The 15,488-nt window shown below is 32.2% G+C and carries 15 protein-coding genes; 9 read left to right on the top strand and 6 right to left on the bottom strand.

Annotated elements, in window-relative coordinates:
* Positions 1–4 precede the first annotated feature (4 nt).
* From VKY41_RS01345 to xrtF, 4 genes are all read right to left on the bottom strand, one after another.
* Positions 5–2,242, bottom strand: a complete 2,238-nt coding sequence (locus VKY41_RS01345) for a TonB-dependent receptor (RefSeq protein WP_500812633.1) — start codon at positions 2,240–2,242, stop codon at positions 5–7.
* Positions 2,243–2,453: 211 nt separating this feature from the next.
* Positions 2,454–2,864: an HYC_CC_PP family protein gene (locus VKY41_RS01340; protein ID WP_500812632.1), complete on the bottom strand. Its 411-nt coding sequence runs from the start codon at positions 2,862–2,864 to the stop codon at positions 2,454–2,456.
* 70 nt (positions 2,865–2,934) lie between these two features.
* Positions 2,935–3,363 carry an exosortase F system-associated membrane protein gene (locus tag VKY41_RS01335; RefSeq protein WP_500812631.1) on the bottom strand — a complete coding sequence of 143 codons (429 nt, stop codon included), beginning with the start codon at positions 3,361–3,363 and terminating at the stop codon, positions 2,935–2,937.
* Positions 3,356–3,907, bottom strand: a complete 552-nt coding sequence (gene xrtF / locus VKY41_RS01330) for an exosortase family protein XrtF (RefSeq protein WP_500812630.1) — start codon at positions 3,905–3,907, stop codon at positions 3,356–3,358. The genes VKY41_RS01335 and xrtF overlap by 8 nt, the downstream gene beginning before the upstream one ends.
* 91 nt (positions 3,908–3,998) lie before the next feature.
* On the opposite strand from xrtF, the gene VKY41_RS01325 reads away from it, so the two are divergent.
* From VKY41_RS01325 to VKY41_RS01290, 8 genes are all read left to right on the top strand, one after another.
* On the top strand, positions 3,999–4,454 hold the full coding sequence (locus tag VKY41_RS01325) for an XrtF-associated fRMsr-like GAF protein (RefSeq protein ID WP_500812629.1): 456 nt from the start codon (positions 3,999–4,001) through the stop codon (positions 4,452–4,454).
* Between the two features lie 168 nt (positions 4,455–4,622).
* Positions 4,623–6,155 (top strand): bifunctional phosphoribosylaminoimidazolecarboxamide formyltransferase/IMP cyclohydrolase, encoded by a 1,533-nt coding sequence (gene purH, locus VKY41_RS01320; protein WP_500812628.1) that lies wholly within the window; start codon positions 4,623–4,625, stop codon positions 6,153–6,155.
* Positions 6,156–6,292: 137 nt separating this feature from the next.
* Entirely contained in the window at positions 6,293–7,321 is a 1,029-nt protein-coding gene (locus VKY41_RS01315) for a rod shape-determining protein (protein ID WP_500812627.1), read from the top strand.
* An 8-nt stretch (positions 7,322–7,329) separates the two neighbouring features.
* Entirely contained in the window at positions 7,330–8,151 is an 822-nt protein-coding gene (gene mreC, locus VKY41_RS01310; protein WP_500812626.1) for a rod shape-determining protein MreC, read from the top strand.
* The gene (locus VKY41_RS01305) at positions 8,144–8,647 is read left to right on the top strand and encodes a rod shape-determining protein MreD (RefSeq protein WP_500812625.1); all 504 of its coding nucleotides are present in this window, start codon (positions 8,144–8,146) and stop codon (positions 8,645–8,647) included. The genes mreC and VKY41_RS01305 overlap by 8 nt, the downstream gene beginning before the upstream one ends.
* Positions 8,647–10,506: a penicillin-binding protein 2 gene (gene mrdA / locus VKY41_RS01300; RefSeq protein ID WP_500812624.1), complete on the top strand. Its 1,860-nt coding sequence runs from the start codon at positions 8,647–8,649 to the stop codon at positions 10,504–10,506. Before VKY41_RS01305 ends, mrdA begins: the two co-directional genes overlap by 1 nt.
* Positions 10,506–11,783, top strand: a complete 1,278-nt coding sequence (gene rodA / locus VKY41_RS01295) for a rod shape-determining protein RodA (protein WP_500812623.1) — start codon at positions 10,506–10,508, stop codon at positions 11,781–11,783. Before mrdA ends, rodA begins: the two co-directional genes overlap by 1 nt.
* 261 nt (positions 11,784–12,044) lie before the next feature.
* Positions 12,045–12,839 (top strand): neuromedin U, encoded by a 795-nt coding sequence (locus tag VKY41_RS01290; RefSeq protein ID WP_500812622.1) that lies wholly within the window; start codon positions 12,045–12,047, stop codon positions 12,837–12,839.
* Positions 12,840–13,210: 371 nt separating this feature from the next.
* On the opposite strand, the gene gldC is transcribed toward VKY41_RS01290, so the two are convergent.
* Positions 13,211–13,543, bottom strand: a complete 333-nt coding sequence (gldC, locus tag VKY41_RS01285) for a gliding motility protein GldC (protein ID WP_500812621.1) — start codon at positions 13,541–13,543, stop codon at positions 13,211–13,213.
* Positions 13,544–14,506, bottom strand: coding sequence for a gliding motility lipoprotein GldB (gldB, locus tag VKY41_RS01280; protein WP_500812620.1), 963 nt, complete (start codon positions 14,504–14,506; stop codon positions 13,544–13,546).
* 94 nt (positions 14,507–14,600) lie between these two features.
* On the opposite strand from gldB, the gene nadE reads away from it, so the two are divergent.
* Positions 14,601–15,389 carry an NAD(+) synthase gene (gene nadE, locus VKY41_RS01275; RefSeq protein ID WP_500812619.1) on the top strand — a complete coding sequence of 263 codons (789 nt, stop codon included), beginning with the start codon at positions 14,601–14,603 and terminating at the stop codon, positions 15,387–15,389.
* Positions 15,390–15,488 lie beyond the last annotated feature (99 nt).

Raw genomic sequence — 15,488 nt, 5'->3', positions numbered from 1 at the left:
TTTTTTAATGTATTTTAAAACGTAATCCTGCATAATAGGTACTTCCAAAAACCGGACCATACACAAAGGTAGTATCAAAGTACGAACCAAAAGGATCGTTTGGTGCTAAAATAGGATTTTCTTGTTTAACGTCTGTAATATTCTCGCCACCAAAATAAACTTCAAATTTATGAGAAAACACCTTTGTTACTTGAGCATTTAAAGTCCCAACAGTTGGCGAATATTCCGCTACTCGATATGTCGTAGGATTACTTACAGTTGAAGAGAATCTCTGCTCACTCAACCAATTATAGGTAGCATCAAATTTCCAATGTGCGCCATTAGATTTTAGGTTTGTTTCATATGATACATTAGCGAATAAGCGATGTTGAGCAGTTAAAGGTTTCTCTAGCTTCCCGGAAATGTATTGTGTTTTAACATCGTAAAACTTATAAGCTGTACGCAAATCAAATTGTTTAAACACATTGTAATTAAACTCAATTTGAAAACTATTGGCATAACTTTCACCATCTAAATTATAAAAACTAACAGCTTGCGGGTTTTCATAATCTACTACTACCTGATTTTCGAAATCTGTTCTATAAAAATCTAAAGCCACATCTGCTTTCCTTCCAAACAGGTTAAATCCTTGTAAAAAAGACAACCCGTAATTCCATGCTATTTCAGGATCAAGTCCGTAAATTTCTCCTCCTGAATTCACAATATTTATAGTTCTTGAAGTAGCAAACATACTTTGATTTTCAGTAAAAATATTAGCACTTCTTTTGCCTCTTCCAACAGATGCTCTAACAGCCGATTTTTCCCATGGCGTATAACGAGCATGCAATCGAGGTGTTACAAAAACACCTAATAAATTATGATTATCTACACGTACCCCTGCCGTTAAATTAAGTTTATCCAAATTATCATAATTGTATTCAAAAAAACCACCAATAGAAGCCTCTGTACGTCCATAATTTGTAGTATTAACCAATTCGTTATAATGATCGTAAGTATAACTTATTCCTGTTTTCACCTTATGCCTAGAGTCGCTAATAATTGAATTATAAACAGCATTCGCATACAAACTGTTATGAGTAATATCGTAAACATTAAGACCAAAATACGAACTTTGTTCATGCCAGCTAAAGGCCGCCTGAACCCCCAAACTTTGATAAGGAATATTTGGGTTCACATAACCTAATTTGACTGCAGTTTCAAAACGCTGAGTATCTATTTCACTTCCCCAAGCGTTGGTTGTAAGTTTATCAGTTTCTGAATTGAAATCTAATTCGCCCGTTTGTTTGGAATCGTTTAAATATTTCACATTTATAAAACTTACCAATCCTTTTTCCGGATTAACGTATTGCCAACGGTTCATCAAATTAATCTGATTATAAATAGGCATATCCATAAATCCATCATCGTTAACATCGTGTTTTTTATTATGGGTATTTCCGTGAATATACAAACCTGTATCCCATTTGTCCGAAACTTTTGTATTTAAATGTGTGTTCAGTTCCAACCTTTCGTTACTTCCCGCATATAAATTAACAAACAACGAATTATCTGTTTTCGGCTTTACCAATTCTGCATTTATCTGTCCAGCAATACTTTCGTAACCATTAACGACACTTCCTGCTCCTTTGGTAATTTGAATACTTTCTACCCACGTACCCGGAATAAAACTTAATCCATAGGCTTGTGATGCACCGCGAATAGAAGGAATATTTTCTGTAGTAATTAAAATATACGGACTAGTTAAACCCAACATTTTAATTTGTTTGGTTCCAGACACAGCATCAGCAAAATTTACATCAATGGAAGGATTGGTTTCAAAACTTTCCGACAAATTACAACAAGCTGCTTTTAAAAGTTCATCACTACTAATATTCATCACATTTTGCGACTGTAAATAGGATTTAGCTGTTGCTTGTTTTCTAGATGTTAAAACCACTTCTTTTAAACTACTTGTTGGTTCTAATAAGTGATGTATATGATCAGTGCTTTTAATACTAATAGTATTGGTTTTATAACCTACATAACTAACTACTAGTTTTTTGTAATCGTTTTTATACGGAATTGTAAATTTTCCATCAAAATCAGTTACAGTTCCTACAGTTGTGTTCAGCCAATACACATTGGCCCCAGTAACAGGAATATGCTTATTATCCTCGTTAACTTCCATTATCATACCATTTATTTTCTCTTGTGAAAAAGAAATTATTGGTAAAAAGGCAAGTAAAACTGCTAATTTTCTCATAATTGAACAGCTTTAGTAGGCAAAAAAATCGCCATGATTAACATGAAGGAATTTGAAAAAAGAATATGTTTCATTTTTAAATTTATATTTGATTAAATATTACTTTGAATGTTGGTATTCGAAAAAAAATATCGAAAACCAAATAAGTAAGTGCCAATTCTGAATTGTCTTAAATAATTTAAGACAATTGACACCGAAATTCAAAGTAAAATCAAATTATAAAAACCTGATCAATGACGTGAATGTCTACAACCAAATTAGGTGGAGAGTAATTTTTATGAGGTATTACCAATTCTGGTAGACCTTCAAAAAGATTTAAATAGGAATAGACAAGGGTAGTAAAGAACAATTGTTGCTGAAATTGTAAATCTTCAAAAGATGCATTCTTTAATTCATCTTGACCCTGAAGAATTTCTATTTCATTTTTACAACAATGCTTGTTTTCCGAGTAAGTAACGGAAACAGAATCCATATCCATCCCACAACTTTCTGCTTTTGAAAAAACAGCTATATCAATTAAATTATCGCCACAGTAATGTTTTTCAACGGTAAGAGATAAGGTTGAAAACAACACCAAACAAGCTAATGTTATTGAAAACAATTTATTTAAAGTGGGTTTCATCGTAATAAACATACCTAGCAAATTTACAAAAAAAGCAATTGACACCCTGCTTTTAATAAAGGATTAACACCTACAAACGTTGTTTGTGATAATAAAAAGCCGGAATAAGCAATAAGGCTATTAGCGGTTGAATTAAAAATCGACGAACATTAAAAAACAAATAGTACTCTTCTTGTTTTGGGTTGATAACAAAATACAAAAACAAAGACATAAACAATATGTAAGCTACTACAAAAATAAGCGTAGAAAATTTAATGATACTTTTATCTTTAAAAAGCACAAAGAGTATTGCCAAAGAGATTATAGAATTCATTACATAACGAAGACTAGTGTAAGCAGCCAATTTAAAAATCTCACGTCTTGGAGAATCTATATACAGATAATCATTTTTAAAAAACAACAAATATGGGTCGTAGAAAAGTTTATCTTCAAAAACTCGAATAAGGATTAATAACCCAATCAAAACAGAAAACCATATCAGTTTTAAAATCTTATTCATGGTTTCTTGCTGTATTAGAAAATCTATTTACCCAAAACAACCAAAGCAAACAAACCATTCCATAAATAATGGCTGGAAAAATAACGGTATGTAAAATATCTTTATGCCAAGGATAATGGTATAAGCCAACAGACAAAACAACCACACGAACTAAATTAGCAATATAAATTAACACACTACCCGCCAACAAATACAAAACTGTGGTTTTAAACTTACCAGAAAAAGCTACTATAAAGGAAGCAAATAGAATAATAACACTTATAGAATTACATCCTTCAATAACTCGAGCAATATATTTATTATTAATAATTAACTTCATGGAAGGCTCATCTGGATGAGGAGCTACTTCTGCATTATAACCAATAGTTTCCAATATCTCCCTACTTTGCTTCGCCACTAAATTTGTCATGTAATCCGGATAATAAGTTTCGCTAGAGCCGTATTGCAAATATAATTTATATGAAAAAGTCAAAACTGCATACACCAATAGAAAGGTGCAAATAAACTTAATAACCGTTTTGTATTTTAGAATGAGTTCTTTCAAAAAATTTAAGATTGATTCCAACGTTAAATTTATACAAATTACAAATGAGAAGCCTACCTTTTTAAATACTTTTACTAAAAATTTTTAAACAATGAATTTTACATCTCTAAAACCACAGATAGAACAAATTATATCTTCATCAAATAAAACGGTTGACGCGCGTTTAAAAAACATTTGCGAACTCCTAGAATCTGAAGTCCCACATTACAATTGGGTAGGTTTTTATTTTAAAAACGGAGATAAAAACGAATTAAAATTAGGTCCTTACGTTGGAGAACCAACCGACCACACTATTATTCCATTTGGAAAAGGTATTTGCGGACAAGTAGCTGTTAGCAATAAAAACTTTGTAGTTCCGGATGTTTCTGCACAAGACAATTATATTGCCTGTAGCATAACTGTAAAGGCCGAAATTGTAATCCCTATTTTCGTTAACAATGAAAACATTGGTCAAATAGATATAGATTCCAATACACCCGATCCATTTAGCGAAGAAGATGAACGTTTTTTAGAATTTGTCTGTAAGAAAGTTGCAAGCATTCTGTAGTTGTTGATAACTTTTTATTTAAGTTGAAAAACCTTGTGTTTTTAACCTCTATATCCAAGTTTTTTTTAATTGAAATACGTACTTTTGCACTCATTAAAAACAACTAACACTCTTAGGTGATAAAATTTAGTTTTTCCTAAGAATAATCACACACACAACACAACTAAAATGAGCAACAACAAAACTATTAAATCGGCTTTAATTTCTGTTTTCAGTAAGGACGGATTGGAACCTATTGTAAAACAACTACATCAACAAAACGTTACAATATATTCAACTGGTGGGACAGAGAAATTTATTAAAGATTTAAACATTCCAGTAGTTCCTGTAGAAGATGTAACTTCTTACCCATCTATTCTTGGCGGGCGTGTTAAAACCTTACACCCAAAAGTATTTGGTGGAATTTTAAACAGGCAAAATAACGAAAATGATGTTCAAGAACTAATCGATTTTGAAATCCCTCAAATAGATTTAGTAATTGTCGATTTATATCCTTTTGAAAAAACAGTTGCATCTGGAGCAAGCAATCAAGATATTATTGAGAAAATTGATATAGGTGGAATTTCTTTAATTCGTGCCGCTGCTAAAAATTATGCAGATGTAATTTGCGTGTCTTCTGTTGAAGATTACAGCGAGTTTTTAGAACTACTTCAATCCAAAAACGGAGAAACTTCTGAAGATGATAGAAAATCTTTTGCAGCCAAAGCCTTTAACGTGTCATCACATTACGATTCAGCTATTTTTAATTATTTCAATAAAAACCACGAAATAACTTCATTAAAAATTAGTGAAACGCAAGGTCAAGTGTTGCGTTATGGTGAAAATCCTCATCAAAAAGGTTTCTTCTTCGGAAATTTTGACGAGATATTTACAAAGCTTCACGGAAAGGAATTAAGCTATAACAACCTTTTAGATGTTGATGCTGCAGTTAATTTAATGAATGAATTTAAAGGTGAAGCACCAACTTTCGCTATTTTAAAACACAATAACGCTTGTGGTTTTGCACAACGCGACACTATTCACAAAGCCTATGTTGATGCTTTAGCAGGAGATCCAGTTTCGGCATTTGGTGGAATTCTAATAAGCAACACTGAAATTGATTTAGCTACTGCTAAAGAAATTAACGATTTATTTTGTGAAGTGGTAATCGCACCTTCATTTTCAACTGAAGCAGAAGAATTGTTAAAAAGTAAAAAGAATAGAATTTTATTAATCCAGAAAGATATTGAACTACCACAAACAACGGTTAGAACTTGTTTGAATGGTGTTCTAGTTCAGGATAGAGATAATTTAACAGATACTATTTCAGGTTTAACATATGCTACAAACAATAAACCAAGCCAAAACGAGTTAGAAGACCTAATATTTGCATCTAAAATTTGCAAGCACACTAAGTCGAATACTATAGTTTTAGTGAAAAACAAACAATTATGTGCAAGTGGAACAGGACAAACAAGTCGTGTAGATGCTTTAAACCAATCTATACACAAAGCTTTATCTTTTAATTTCGACTTAAAAGGAGCTGTTATGGCAAGTGATGCTTTTTTCCCATTTCCAGATTGCGTGGAAATTGCAGAAAAAGTTGGTATTTCAGCAGTAATTCAACCAGGAGGTTCTATAAAAGACCAATTGAGTATTGACTACTGCAATGAAAACAATGTAGCAATGGTATTTACAGGAACAAGACATTTTAAACACTAATACAGAGAGTCTTTAAACAAAACAAGTTTCTAAACAAAAAATAAAAGTTCAAAAAGAAAAGCTAAGTTATTTTATTGAGTAACTTTTATTACATTTACAAGATTTGATTAACAACCCTCAAATAACGAATAAAACACATGGGATTTTTTGACTTCCTAACCGAGGATATAGCAATAGATTTAGGAACTGCAAACACACTTATTATTCATAATGATAAAGTAGTGGTTGATAGTCCTTCTATTGTAGCACGAGATAGAATTTCTGGAAAAATAATTGCCGTTGGTAAGGAAGCCAGCTTAATGCAAGGAAAAACTCACGAGAACATTAAAACTGTAAGACCATTGAAAGATGGTGTAATTGCAGATTTTGATGCTAGTGAACAAATGATAAGCTTATTTATTAAAAATATTCCTGCATTAAAAAAGAAATTTTTCACTCCTGCCTTGCGTATGGTTGTGTGTATTCCTTCAGGTATTACAGAAGTAGAAATGCGTGCAGTAAAAGAGTCTTGTGAGCGTGTAAACGGAAAAGAGGTATATTTAATTATGGAGCCTATGGCTGCAGCAATTGGTATTGGGGTTGATATTATGCAGCCAAAAGGAAATATGATTGTAGATATAGGTGGTGGTACTACCGAAATTGCGGTTATTGCTCTTGGTGGAATTGTTTGTGATAAATCAGTTAAAATTGCAGGTGATGTATTTACAAACGACATCGTTTATTACATGCGTACCCAACACAACCTATATGTTGGAGAGCGTACTGCTGAAAAAATAAAAATTCAAATTGGTGCTGCAACTGAAGATTTGGAACTTCCTCCAGAAGACATGAGTGTTCAAGGACGTGATTTATTAACGGGTAAACCAAAACAAGTTAATATTTCGTATAGAGAAATAGCTAAAGCTTTAGATAAATCTATTTTACGAATAGAAGATGCGGTTATGGAAACTCTGTCTCAAACTCCTCCTGAATTAGCGGCAGATATTTACAATACTGGTATCTATTTAGCTGGTGGTGGATCAATGTTAAGAGGGTTAGACAAACGTTTATCTCAAAAAACAGACTTACCTGTTTATATTGCTGAAGATCCATTACGTGCAGTTGTTCGTGGAACAGGAATTACTCTAAAAAACATCTCCAAATACAAAAGCGTTTTGATAAAATAGGCTAACACATGCAGCAAATAATAAACTTCATCATAAGAAACAAAAGCTTTTTGTTATACTTATTGTTGTTTTCAATTGCTTTTGGTTTTACTATTCAATCGCATTCGTATCATAAAAGTAAATTTATAAATTCGGCAAACTTTTTGTCCGGCGGAATTTATAATTCTATAAATAATGTTAACGAGTACATTCACCTAAGATCGCAAAATGAGTTGCTTCAAGAAGAAAACAACCATCTAAGGTCTATTTTATACAATCAGCCAGATAGCATTCAAGAAACTTTTGTAGATAGCTTGTATTCAGGAATTTCGTATAAATTCTCTCCAGCAATTATTATCAAAAACAGCTATTCTTCAAGCAATAATATTTTATTACTAAATCGAGGAAAAAGAGATAGTATTCAACAGGACTTTGGAGTTATTTCTTCAAAAGGAATTGTGGGTATTGTGGATAATACAAGTAAAAAATATGCTACTGTAATTTCTATTTTAAACACTACAAGCCGCATTAGTGCTCAATTAAAAAAATCCAATCATTTTGGATCATTAATTTGGAATGGAAAATCACCACACATAGTACAGTTAACTGAAATTCAAAAAATAGCACCAATACAAAAAGGAGATACCATTGTAACTTCTGGTCGTTCGGCCATTTTTCCGAAAAACATTCCGATTGGAACAATTGAAAGCTACAATCTAGATTCTTCAGAAAACTATTACACCATTCACGTCCGTTTATTTAACGACATGACTAGTTTGGAACATGTGTATATTATTGAAAACAAGGATGTAAATGAAATTAACATGCTATTAAATAATCCTCATGAATAGTATTGTATTAACACATTCCTTCCGTTTTGTAATTCTTGCTTTATTGCAGGTGTTAATATTAAGCCATATTAATTTCCTTGGTTATATAAACCCGTATTTATACATTTTATTTATTTTATTATTTCCTTTAAAAAACAATCGAGTTATTTTTATTTTCCTGAGTTTTTTATTGGGCTTAACCATTGATATGTTTTTAGATTCGGGTGGAATTCATGCTGCAGCCTCTGTAACAATTGCTTATATAAGACCTGCTATTTTGAAGCTTTCTTTTGGTGCTGTTTACGACCATCAAACCCTTAAGTTTAGTAATGTAGAATTTGGATCTAAATTAAGCTATATAATTATATTAACTATAATTCATCATTTAGTACTCTTTTCCTTAGAAATTTTTAACTTTTATAAAATAATTTTAATCCTTCAATACACGTTATTCTCTAGTATATTTACTATTATACTTTGTTTACTAACAACCGTTATTTTTAACAGGAGAAAATAATGAGACAACTTTTACTGTTTATTACTATTATTTTGGTCGGCATTAGCTTTATTGCTAGACTTTTTTATTTACAAGTTTACCATGCTGAAGAACACAGCTTATACGACGATAATGCCATAAGAAAAGTTTACGACTACCCAAAACGCGGTTTTGTTTACGATAGAAATGGAACTCTTTTAGTTTCTAATCAACCTTCTTATGACGTAATGATTATTCCTAGAGAAGTTAAGCCCTTGGACACTTTAGAGTTTTGCAATCTTTTAAAAATTGATAAGGAGCAATTCAAAAAAATATATAAACGAGCTTATCATTATTCACCTAGATTACCTTCTGTTTTTGTAGCACAACTTTCCAAAGAAGATTATGCTGTATTACAAGAAAAAATGAGAAAATACGAAGGTTTCTATATCCAAAAGCGTTCATTAAGAGATTATCAAACAGCTATTGGAGCAAACGTTTTAGGCTATATTGCTGAAGCCACACCTTCTCAAATAGAAAAAAACCCTTATTACAACATGGGGGACCTTATAGGAAAACAAGGTGTTGAACTTTCTTATGAAGAAGAGTTAAGAGGAGTAAAAGGAATAAAATTCATTCAGAAAGATCGATTTAACAGAGATCTAGGTCCGTATAAAGATGGAATGTATGATACCATTCCCCAACAAGGAAAAGACATTACCATTACAATTGACGCAAAACTTCAGGAGTACGGAGAAAAACTCATGCAGAATAAACGCGGAGGTATTGTAGCTATTGAACCTGCCACAGGAGAGATTTTAAGTTTGGTCTCAGCTCCTACGTACAACCCTAATTTATTAGTAGGAAGACAACGTTCTAGAAATTTTACGAAGTTATATAATGACACTTTAAGTCGACCATTAATTGATAGAGGCTTGTTGCGTATGCACGAACCTGGGTCGCCTTTTAAAATTTTAGTGGCCTTGGAAGCACTACAAGAAAAAGCCATTACACCTGAAACCACAATCAATTGCACCGGAGTTTACCGTTATGGAAGACGTGGAACAATGGGCTGTCATTGTGGAGGAGGTAAAAGAGATTTAATAATGGGAATTGCAAAATCTTGTAACTCCTATTTTGCTAATGCTTTCAGAAAAAGTATTGACAAGTACTCCGATGCAGGTCAAGGTATGGATGTTTGGAGTGATCATATGAAGAGTTTTGGATTAGGAAATTTCCTTGGATACGATTTACCTATTGGAAAAAAAGGGAATATACCTGATGGTGCTTATTACGACAAATGGTATCCGGATTTTAATTGGGGATCTACAACTATTATTTCCAATTCAATTGGCCAAGGTGAGGTTCTAGTTACCCCTATCCAATTAGCAAATGCCACAGCAGCAATTGCAAACAGAGGACATTATTACACACCACATATAATTAAAGAAATAGCTGGCCAAACTATTGACGAAAATTACACTACGGTAAAACATACAACTGTTGATCCAAAATACTTTGAACCTGTGGTAGAAGGCCTTTTTGATGTATATAATTATGGAACTGCTAGGTTTTTACAAGTTCCAGGAATTGAAATTTGTGGTAAAACAGGTACTTCTGAAAACTTTGCCATAATTGATGGTAAAAGAACCCAATTAACAGATCACTCAATTTTTATTGCCTTTGCTCCTAAAGATAACCCAAAAATTGCCATTGCCGTTTTTGTAGAAAATGGTTACTATGGATCACGTTGGGCAGGAAGAATTGCCAGTTTAATGATTGAGCAATATATTAAAGGAGAGGTAACTTTAAAACAAATGGAAAAACTTGTTTTAGAAAAAAGCCTAGAGGACGAATATGCAAAACCATATTCAGGTAAACCATTTACCATTAACAAATAATGTATAGAGATAACAATAAATATTTTCAATTTGACTGGATTACCATCATTCTGTTTTTAATGTTGGTAGGTTTCGGATGGCTCAATATTTTATCGGCTTCTCATGTTGGTGATACCATAGATTATTTTAATATGGAACAACCCTACGGAAAGCAATCCATATTTATCCTTTTAAACTTCGCTTTAATTATTCTTGTTTTATCTATTGAATCAAAATTTTACGAACGGTTCTCTAGTGTAATCTACATAGTATCCATGCTATCTATGGTTGGACTCTTTATATTTGGAAAAAATGTTAATGGCGCCACAGCTTGGTATGGAATTGGAGGAATGACATTGCAACCAAGTGAGTTTGCTAAAGCTGCAACTGCATTAGCGGTAGCAAAGTTTATTAGCGATTTAAATACCGATATAAAGCATTTTAAAGATCAAGTAAGAGCCTTTTTAATTATAGCCATTCCAGCTATCCTTGTAATACTCCAAAACGATACGGGTAGTGCCTTAGTTTATGCTGCTTTCTTTTTTGTATTCTACCGCGAAGGACTACCAAAAACTTACTTAATTTTAGGTGTTCTTCTAGCTTCTATCACTGTAAGTTCTTTAAAATTTGATGATATTACTACAAGCGTAGTTATTACTCTTATTATTTTAGTATATCATTTTACAAGACGAAAAAAGCCTGCTATTATAAAAACAATATTTGCAATAATAGCTTGTATCGTTTTAAGTTCTGGGGTGGAGTTTTTATATGACAATATTTTACAAGCACACCAAAAAGATAGAATTAGTCTTTGGTTACGTTTGGAAAAGGATCCTGTAAGAATTGCTGAAATGCGTCGTGATATTTTATACAATCTATACGAATCTGAGAAAGCTATTAGTTCTGGAGGCTTAACAGGAAAAGGATTTATGCAAGGAACAAGAACCACAGGAAAATTTGTTCCAGAACAACACACCGATTATATATTTAGTACCGTTGGTGAAGAATGGGGTTTTGCAGGAACCACATTCGTTGTAATAGTTTTTGTCCTTTTACTTCTACGGATTTTACATCTTGCTGAATTACAAAAATCGCAATTCAGTAGGGTTTATGGCTATAGTGTTGCATCAATTCTATTTTTCCATTTTATGGTTAATATAGGTATGGTAATGGGGCTCATTCCAACTATAGGTATTCCACTACCCTTCTTTAGTTATGGAGGTTCAGGTTTGTGGGCTTTTACCATTCTTCTATTTATTTTTATTAAACTAGATTCTAATAGGATTAATGAGTGGTAAAAAAACAATATATTAAATATATCCTTTTCTCCGTTCACCTTTCTGTTTAGAAATTACTTTCTGTTTTCAAATTAAATTAAGTCCACAAACCAACTTAGATGCTGATTTCAAAATACTTACAGCATACAATTTTAACTTTCTATTTCCTTTAATAAGTTATTCTTAGTATATTTATCTTACAAAAAACAATTTTCCCCAAATATTAAAAGTTGAAATTCAGATTGATAGCAAATTATTACAGTAATTTTAAAAGTTCAACCTATGAAAAAACATTTTTTATTTGCGTTTGGATTCATGCTTGCGTCGATACTTAACGCACAGGAAAACAGAAAAACCGCTGTTTATGAAGACGGAAACAGCTTGGAAGACAAAATCCACAATCCGATTGCCAACATGGCAAGTATCCCGTTAAATTATGACCTTTCAATTAACGACGATTATGTTAACTCAGTAAACCTACAACCCACAATCCCCGTGAAGCTATCAAAAAACTTGTTGTTAGTAACACAAGCTAACCTACCCTTGATTAATGCTCAAACAGAGAAAGGTTATGAAAATGGTGTAGGAAACACAACCATTCTCGGAACCCTTACCACTGCAAAACAAAGTGATTTCTCTTGGGGATTTGGTCCAGCTTTTATGTTGCCATCTGGACTAAAAGGGCTAGGTTTTGATAAACTCTCCATTGGTCCTTCTGTTATTGCTTTAAAACAAACAAATGGTTTTACTTATGGTTTAATATTACAGAACTACTTTTCTGTTGCTGGACCAAGTAACACCGAAGATGTCAATTATCTAAATTCACAAATTATTTTATCTAAGAGACTAAACAGAGGATGGTATGTTTACTCCAATCCATACATTACTGCTAATTGGAATGCACCTAGTAAAAAACAATGGGAAGTCCCGATAGGTGCAGGCGCTGGAAAATTAATTACCCACAACAGGTATCTTCCTATCAATTTAAAGGCAGGAGTTTATAAATATCTATCTCATCCAACTAATGCTGATTGGTTGGTTCAAATGCAAGCTACATTTATAATAAAACAAAACTAGCGACAACCAATACAACCACTTTACAATAGACAATAACAGGCCCATATAAATTAATTCTATGGGCTTGTTTTAAAAGTTTCGTACAAAAGAAATAACTAAGTTTAAACAATTCATTTAGACTAATGAAATTTAAATAGATATTACAGTTTTGTTTCCTATGAATAAAGAGAAGCTTCCCTATTGAGGTAGACCATTACAATTGCTTTAGTGAATGAAGCTGTTACAACATTTTTGAGTATAGGAAACATCCCTTACAGATAAATATAAAAACAAATTTCAAGTTTTGCTCGACACAAACCCCTAAGCAATTTATAGTTGTTTTGACTTATTAAGTTATAACTCCAAACAAAGACTACTAATTAGCAATCCTTTTATTTTTTCAATTCTAATTTCTCTGCAAAATAATCACAAAAATCTTTCATAGTTGCAGTCATTTTCTCATCATTAGTAGCTCTATGAAACGTATCACTCATAGCAACTAAGGTTTGATGGAAAAATAATTTCATTTCATCTACAGGCATATCTTTGGTCCACAAGTCAATTCTTAAGGTTTCTTGTGCGTTACTGTCCCAGACAGATAATAACATCGCTTTAGCTTCTTCGTTGTTTATACCCCCATCCTCTGCTGTCCAAAGTAGTTTTTCAGGAATTCTATTCTCGTCTAACTCGACAGATAATTCGATTTTTGATGTTGTATTTGCCATTTATTTTTTTGGTTTAAAATTTGACTGATTAAAAATTTCCTTTGCTTCCATTTGCAACATATCCTTAATCGACACATTGTTATTAGCCATGAAAGCCTTAACGATTTGCCATCCCATATACCTTCCAATTTTTCCAGGAGATTCCCTATCAATTTCTTCCAATTGAAATTTAGAAAAAGGAGCTGGATTTATAAACCTATTTGGAAGGGAGGCATCTGTACTAAATAACAATTCACGTTCTACAAAATAACGCCAAATTTCAGTTTCGTTAGCACTAGCCCAATCTATTTGTTCTTGAGAGTAACCAATTTTGTCAGCATCAGTTTTAAACGGAATAACCAAATCTTTAAAATAAAGCTGTTTTCCATAATAAACCATCTCATCTAATAAGGTTTTAATTTGTTGTTGGTAGATATATTTTTCAGAATACTCAGCGGCCATATCCACAACCATTTGTTCCTTAATAAAATTTTGTCTCAAGTATTTTTGTATGCCTTGATAAAACTCATGATCATTTCCTAAATATGTATCTAAAGAAATTAATACAATAGTATCGGTAACTAAAACCTTATTTCTATAATCTACACTTGATGTAACAGTTATAACTCTTGGAGTTTTAAATTCTGGAAAATAATATGAAAGATGTTGGAAAAGCTGAGTAATTTCCTTTTTTTCTTTGTTTAATTCAGGAAAAACACGAGCAGTTTCTTTTGTTAATTGCTGTTGTAAAGTATCGTGTACCTTTGCAATCCAAAAAGAATCTGTATACTTTTCGGAGAACATAAATGGATAAGCTCTTTTTGTTTCAACCAAATTTTCTTCAGTAGTTTCCCCGAAAATTTTATCAAATCGTTCAATGTTATACTCGATTGGAATACTTGCTATTTCTTTTTCAACTTTACTGTCTTTTTTACATGAAAAAACAGAAATCAACACTAAAAATAGAACGCTAAAATTCTTCATATAAAACAAAAAGCTTGTTAATTTTTATTAATAAGGTGATTCTTTTACTTTTGTTTAGCAAAGGTAAGATACTTTGTTTAAAAACACATTGAAAATGGATACAGAAAAAGTAATAGACCATATAGTAAATTGGCTTAAAGAATACGCATTAAAAGCAAATGTTAATGGTTTTGTTCTTGGTATCTCTGGAGGCATCGATTCTGCCGTTACCTCAACGCTTTGCGCTAAAACCGGATTAGAAGTTTTGTGTCTAGAAATGCCTATTCATCAAGCGAAATCTCATGTAACAAGAGCACAAGAACATATTAGTTTTCTTAAAAATAACTTTACAAACATAAGCGATTTAAGAACTGATTTAACACCTGTTTTTGAAGCCTTTAAATCTGAAGTTTCTCGTACTGGAGACCAAGCTATTGTAGACATGGCTTTAGCCAATACTCGAGCACGATTACGAATGACAACCTTATATTATTACGCTGGATTGCATAAATTATTGGTTGCAGGAACTGGTAATAAAATAGAAGATTTTGGTGTTGGATTTTATACAAAGTATGGTGATGGTGGCGTGGATTTAAGTCCTATTGCCGATCTATTAAAATCTGAAGTGTATCAAATTGCGAAAGCTCTAAAGGTTCCTAACTCAATTATAAATGCAGCTCCAAGCGATGGTTTATTTGGAGATGACAGAAGTGATGAAGACCAACTAGGAGCTTCCTACCCTGAACTTGAATGGGCCATGAAAATGGCCGAAATGAACAAAACCGTAGAAGATTTTGAAGGCAGGCAAAAAGATGTTTTTAAAATTTACAAACGATTAAACTCAGCCAATAAACATAAAATGACTCCTATCCCTATTTGCGTGATTCCTAATAATTTAAAATAAAAACAACGAGATTTTAACAGAATTTTCCTATCTTTACTATATACGACACACCTTTTTCTGCCTCAACAGTCTTACTTAATATTTAAAATTCTTGAAAAC

Origin of the sequence: Xanthomarina sp. (assembly GCF_035306605.1) — a bacterium.
Lineage (GTDB): Bacteria > Bacteroidota > Bacteroidia > Flavobacteriales > Flavobacteriaceae > Xanthomarina.
Note: the sequence above shows the minus strand (reverse complement) of the source record. Positions and strands in the feature narration are given on the sequence as shown.

Coding starts and splice junctions, on each gene's coding strand:
- VKY41_RS01345 (WP_500812633.1), bottom strand. CDS start 2,242: ATGAGAAAATTAGCAGTTTTACTTGCCTTTTTACCAATAATTTCTTTT.
- VKY41_RS01340 (WP_500812632.1), bottom strand. CDS start 2,864: ATGAAACCCACTTTAAATAAATTGTTTTCAATAACATTAGCTTGTTTG.
- VKY41_RS01335 (WP_500812631.1), bottom strand. CDS start 3,363: ATGAATAAGATTTTAAAACTGATATGGTTTTCTGTTTTGATTGGGTTA.
- VKY41_RS01325 (WP_500812629.1), top strand. CDS start 3,999: ATGAATTTTACATCTCTAAAACCACAGATAGAACAAATTATATCTTCA.
- purH (WP_500812628.1), top strand. CDS start 4,623: ATGAGCAACAACAAAACTATTAAATCGGCTTTAATTTCTGTTTTCAGT.
- VKY41_RS01315 (WP_500812627.1), top strand. CDS start 6,293: ATGGGATTTTTTGACTTCCTAACCGAGGATATAGCAATAGATTTAGGA.
- mreC (WP_500812626.1), top strand. CDS start 7,330: ATGCAGCAAATAATAAACTTCATCATAAGAAACAAAAGCTTTTTGTTA.
- VKY41_RS01305 (WP_500812625.1), top strand. CDS start 8,144: ATGAATAGTATTGTATTAACACATTCCTTCCGTTTTGTAATTCTTGCT.
- mrdA (WP_500812624.1), top strand. CDS start 8,647: ATGAGACAACTTTTACTGTTTATTACTATTATTTTGGTCGGCATTAGC.
- rodA (WP_500812623.1), top strand. CDS start 10,506: ATGTATAGAGATAACAATAAATATTTTCAATTTGACTGGATTACCATC.
- VKY41_RS01290 (WP_500812622.1), top strand. CDS start 12,045: ATGAAAAAACATTTTTTATTTGCGTTTGGATTCATGCTTGCGTCGATA.
- gldC (WP_500812621.1), bottom strand. CDS start 13,543: ATGGCAAATACAACATCAAAAATCGAATTATCTGTCGAGTTAGACGAG.
- gldB (WP_500812620.1), bottom strand. CDS start 14,506: ATGAAGAATTTTAGCGTTCTATTTTTAGTGTTGATTTCTGTTTTTTCA.
- nadE (WP_500812619.1), top strand. CDS start 14,601: ATGGATACAGAAAAAGTAATAGACCATATAGTAAATTGGCTTAAAGAA.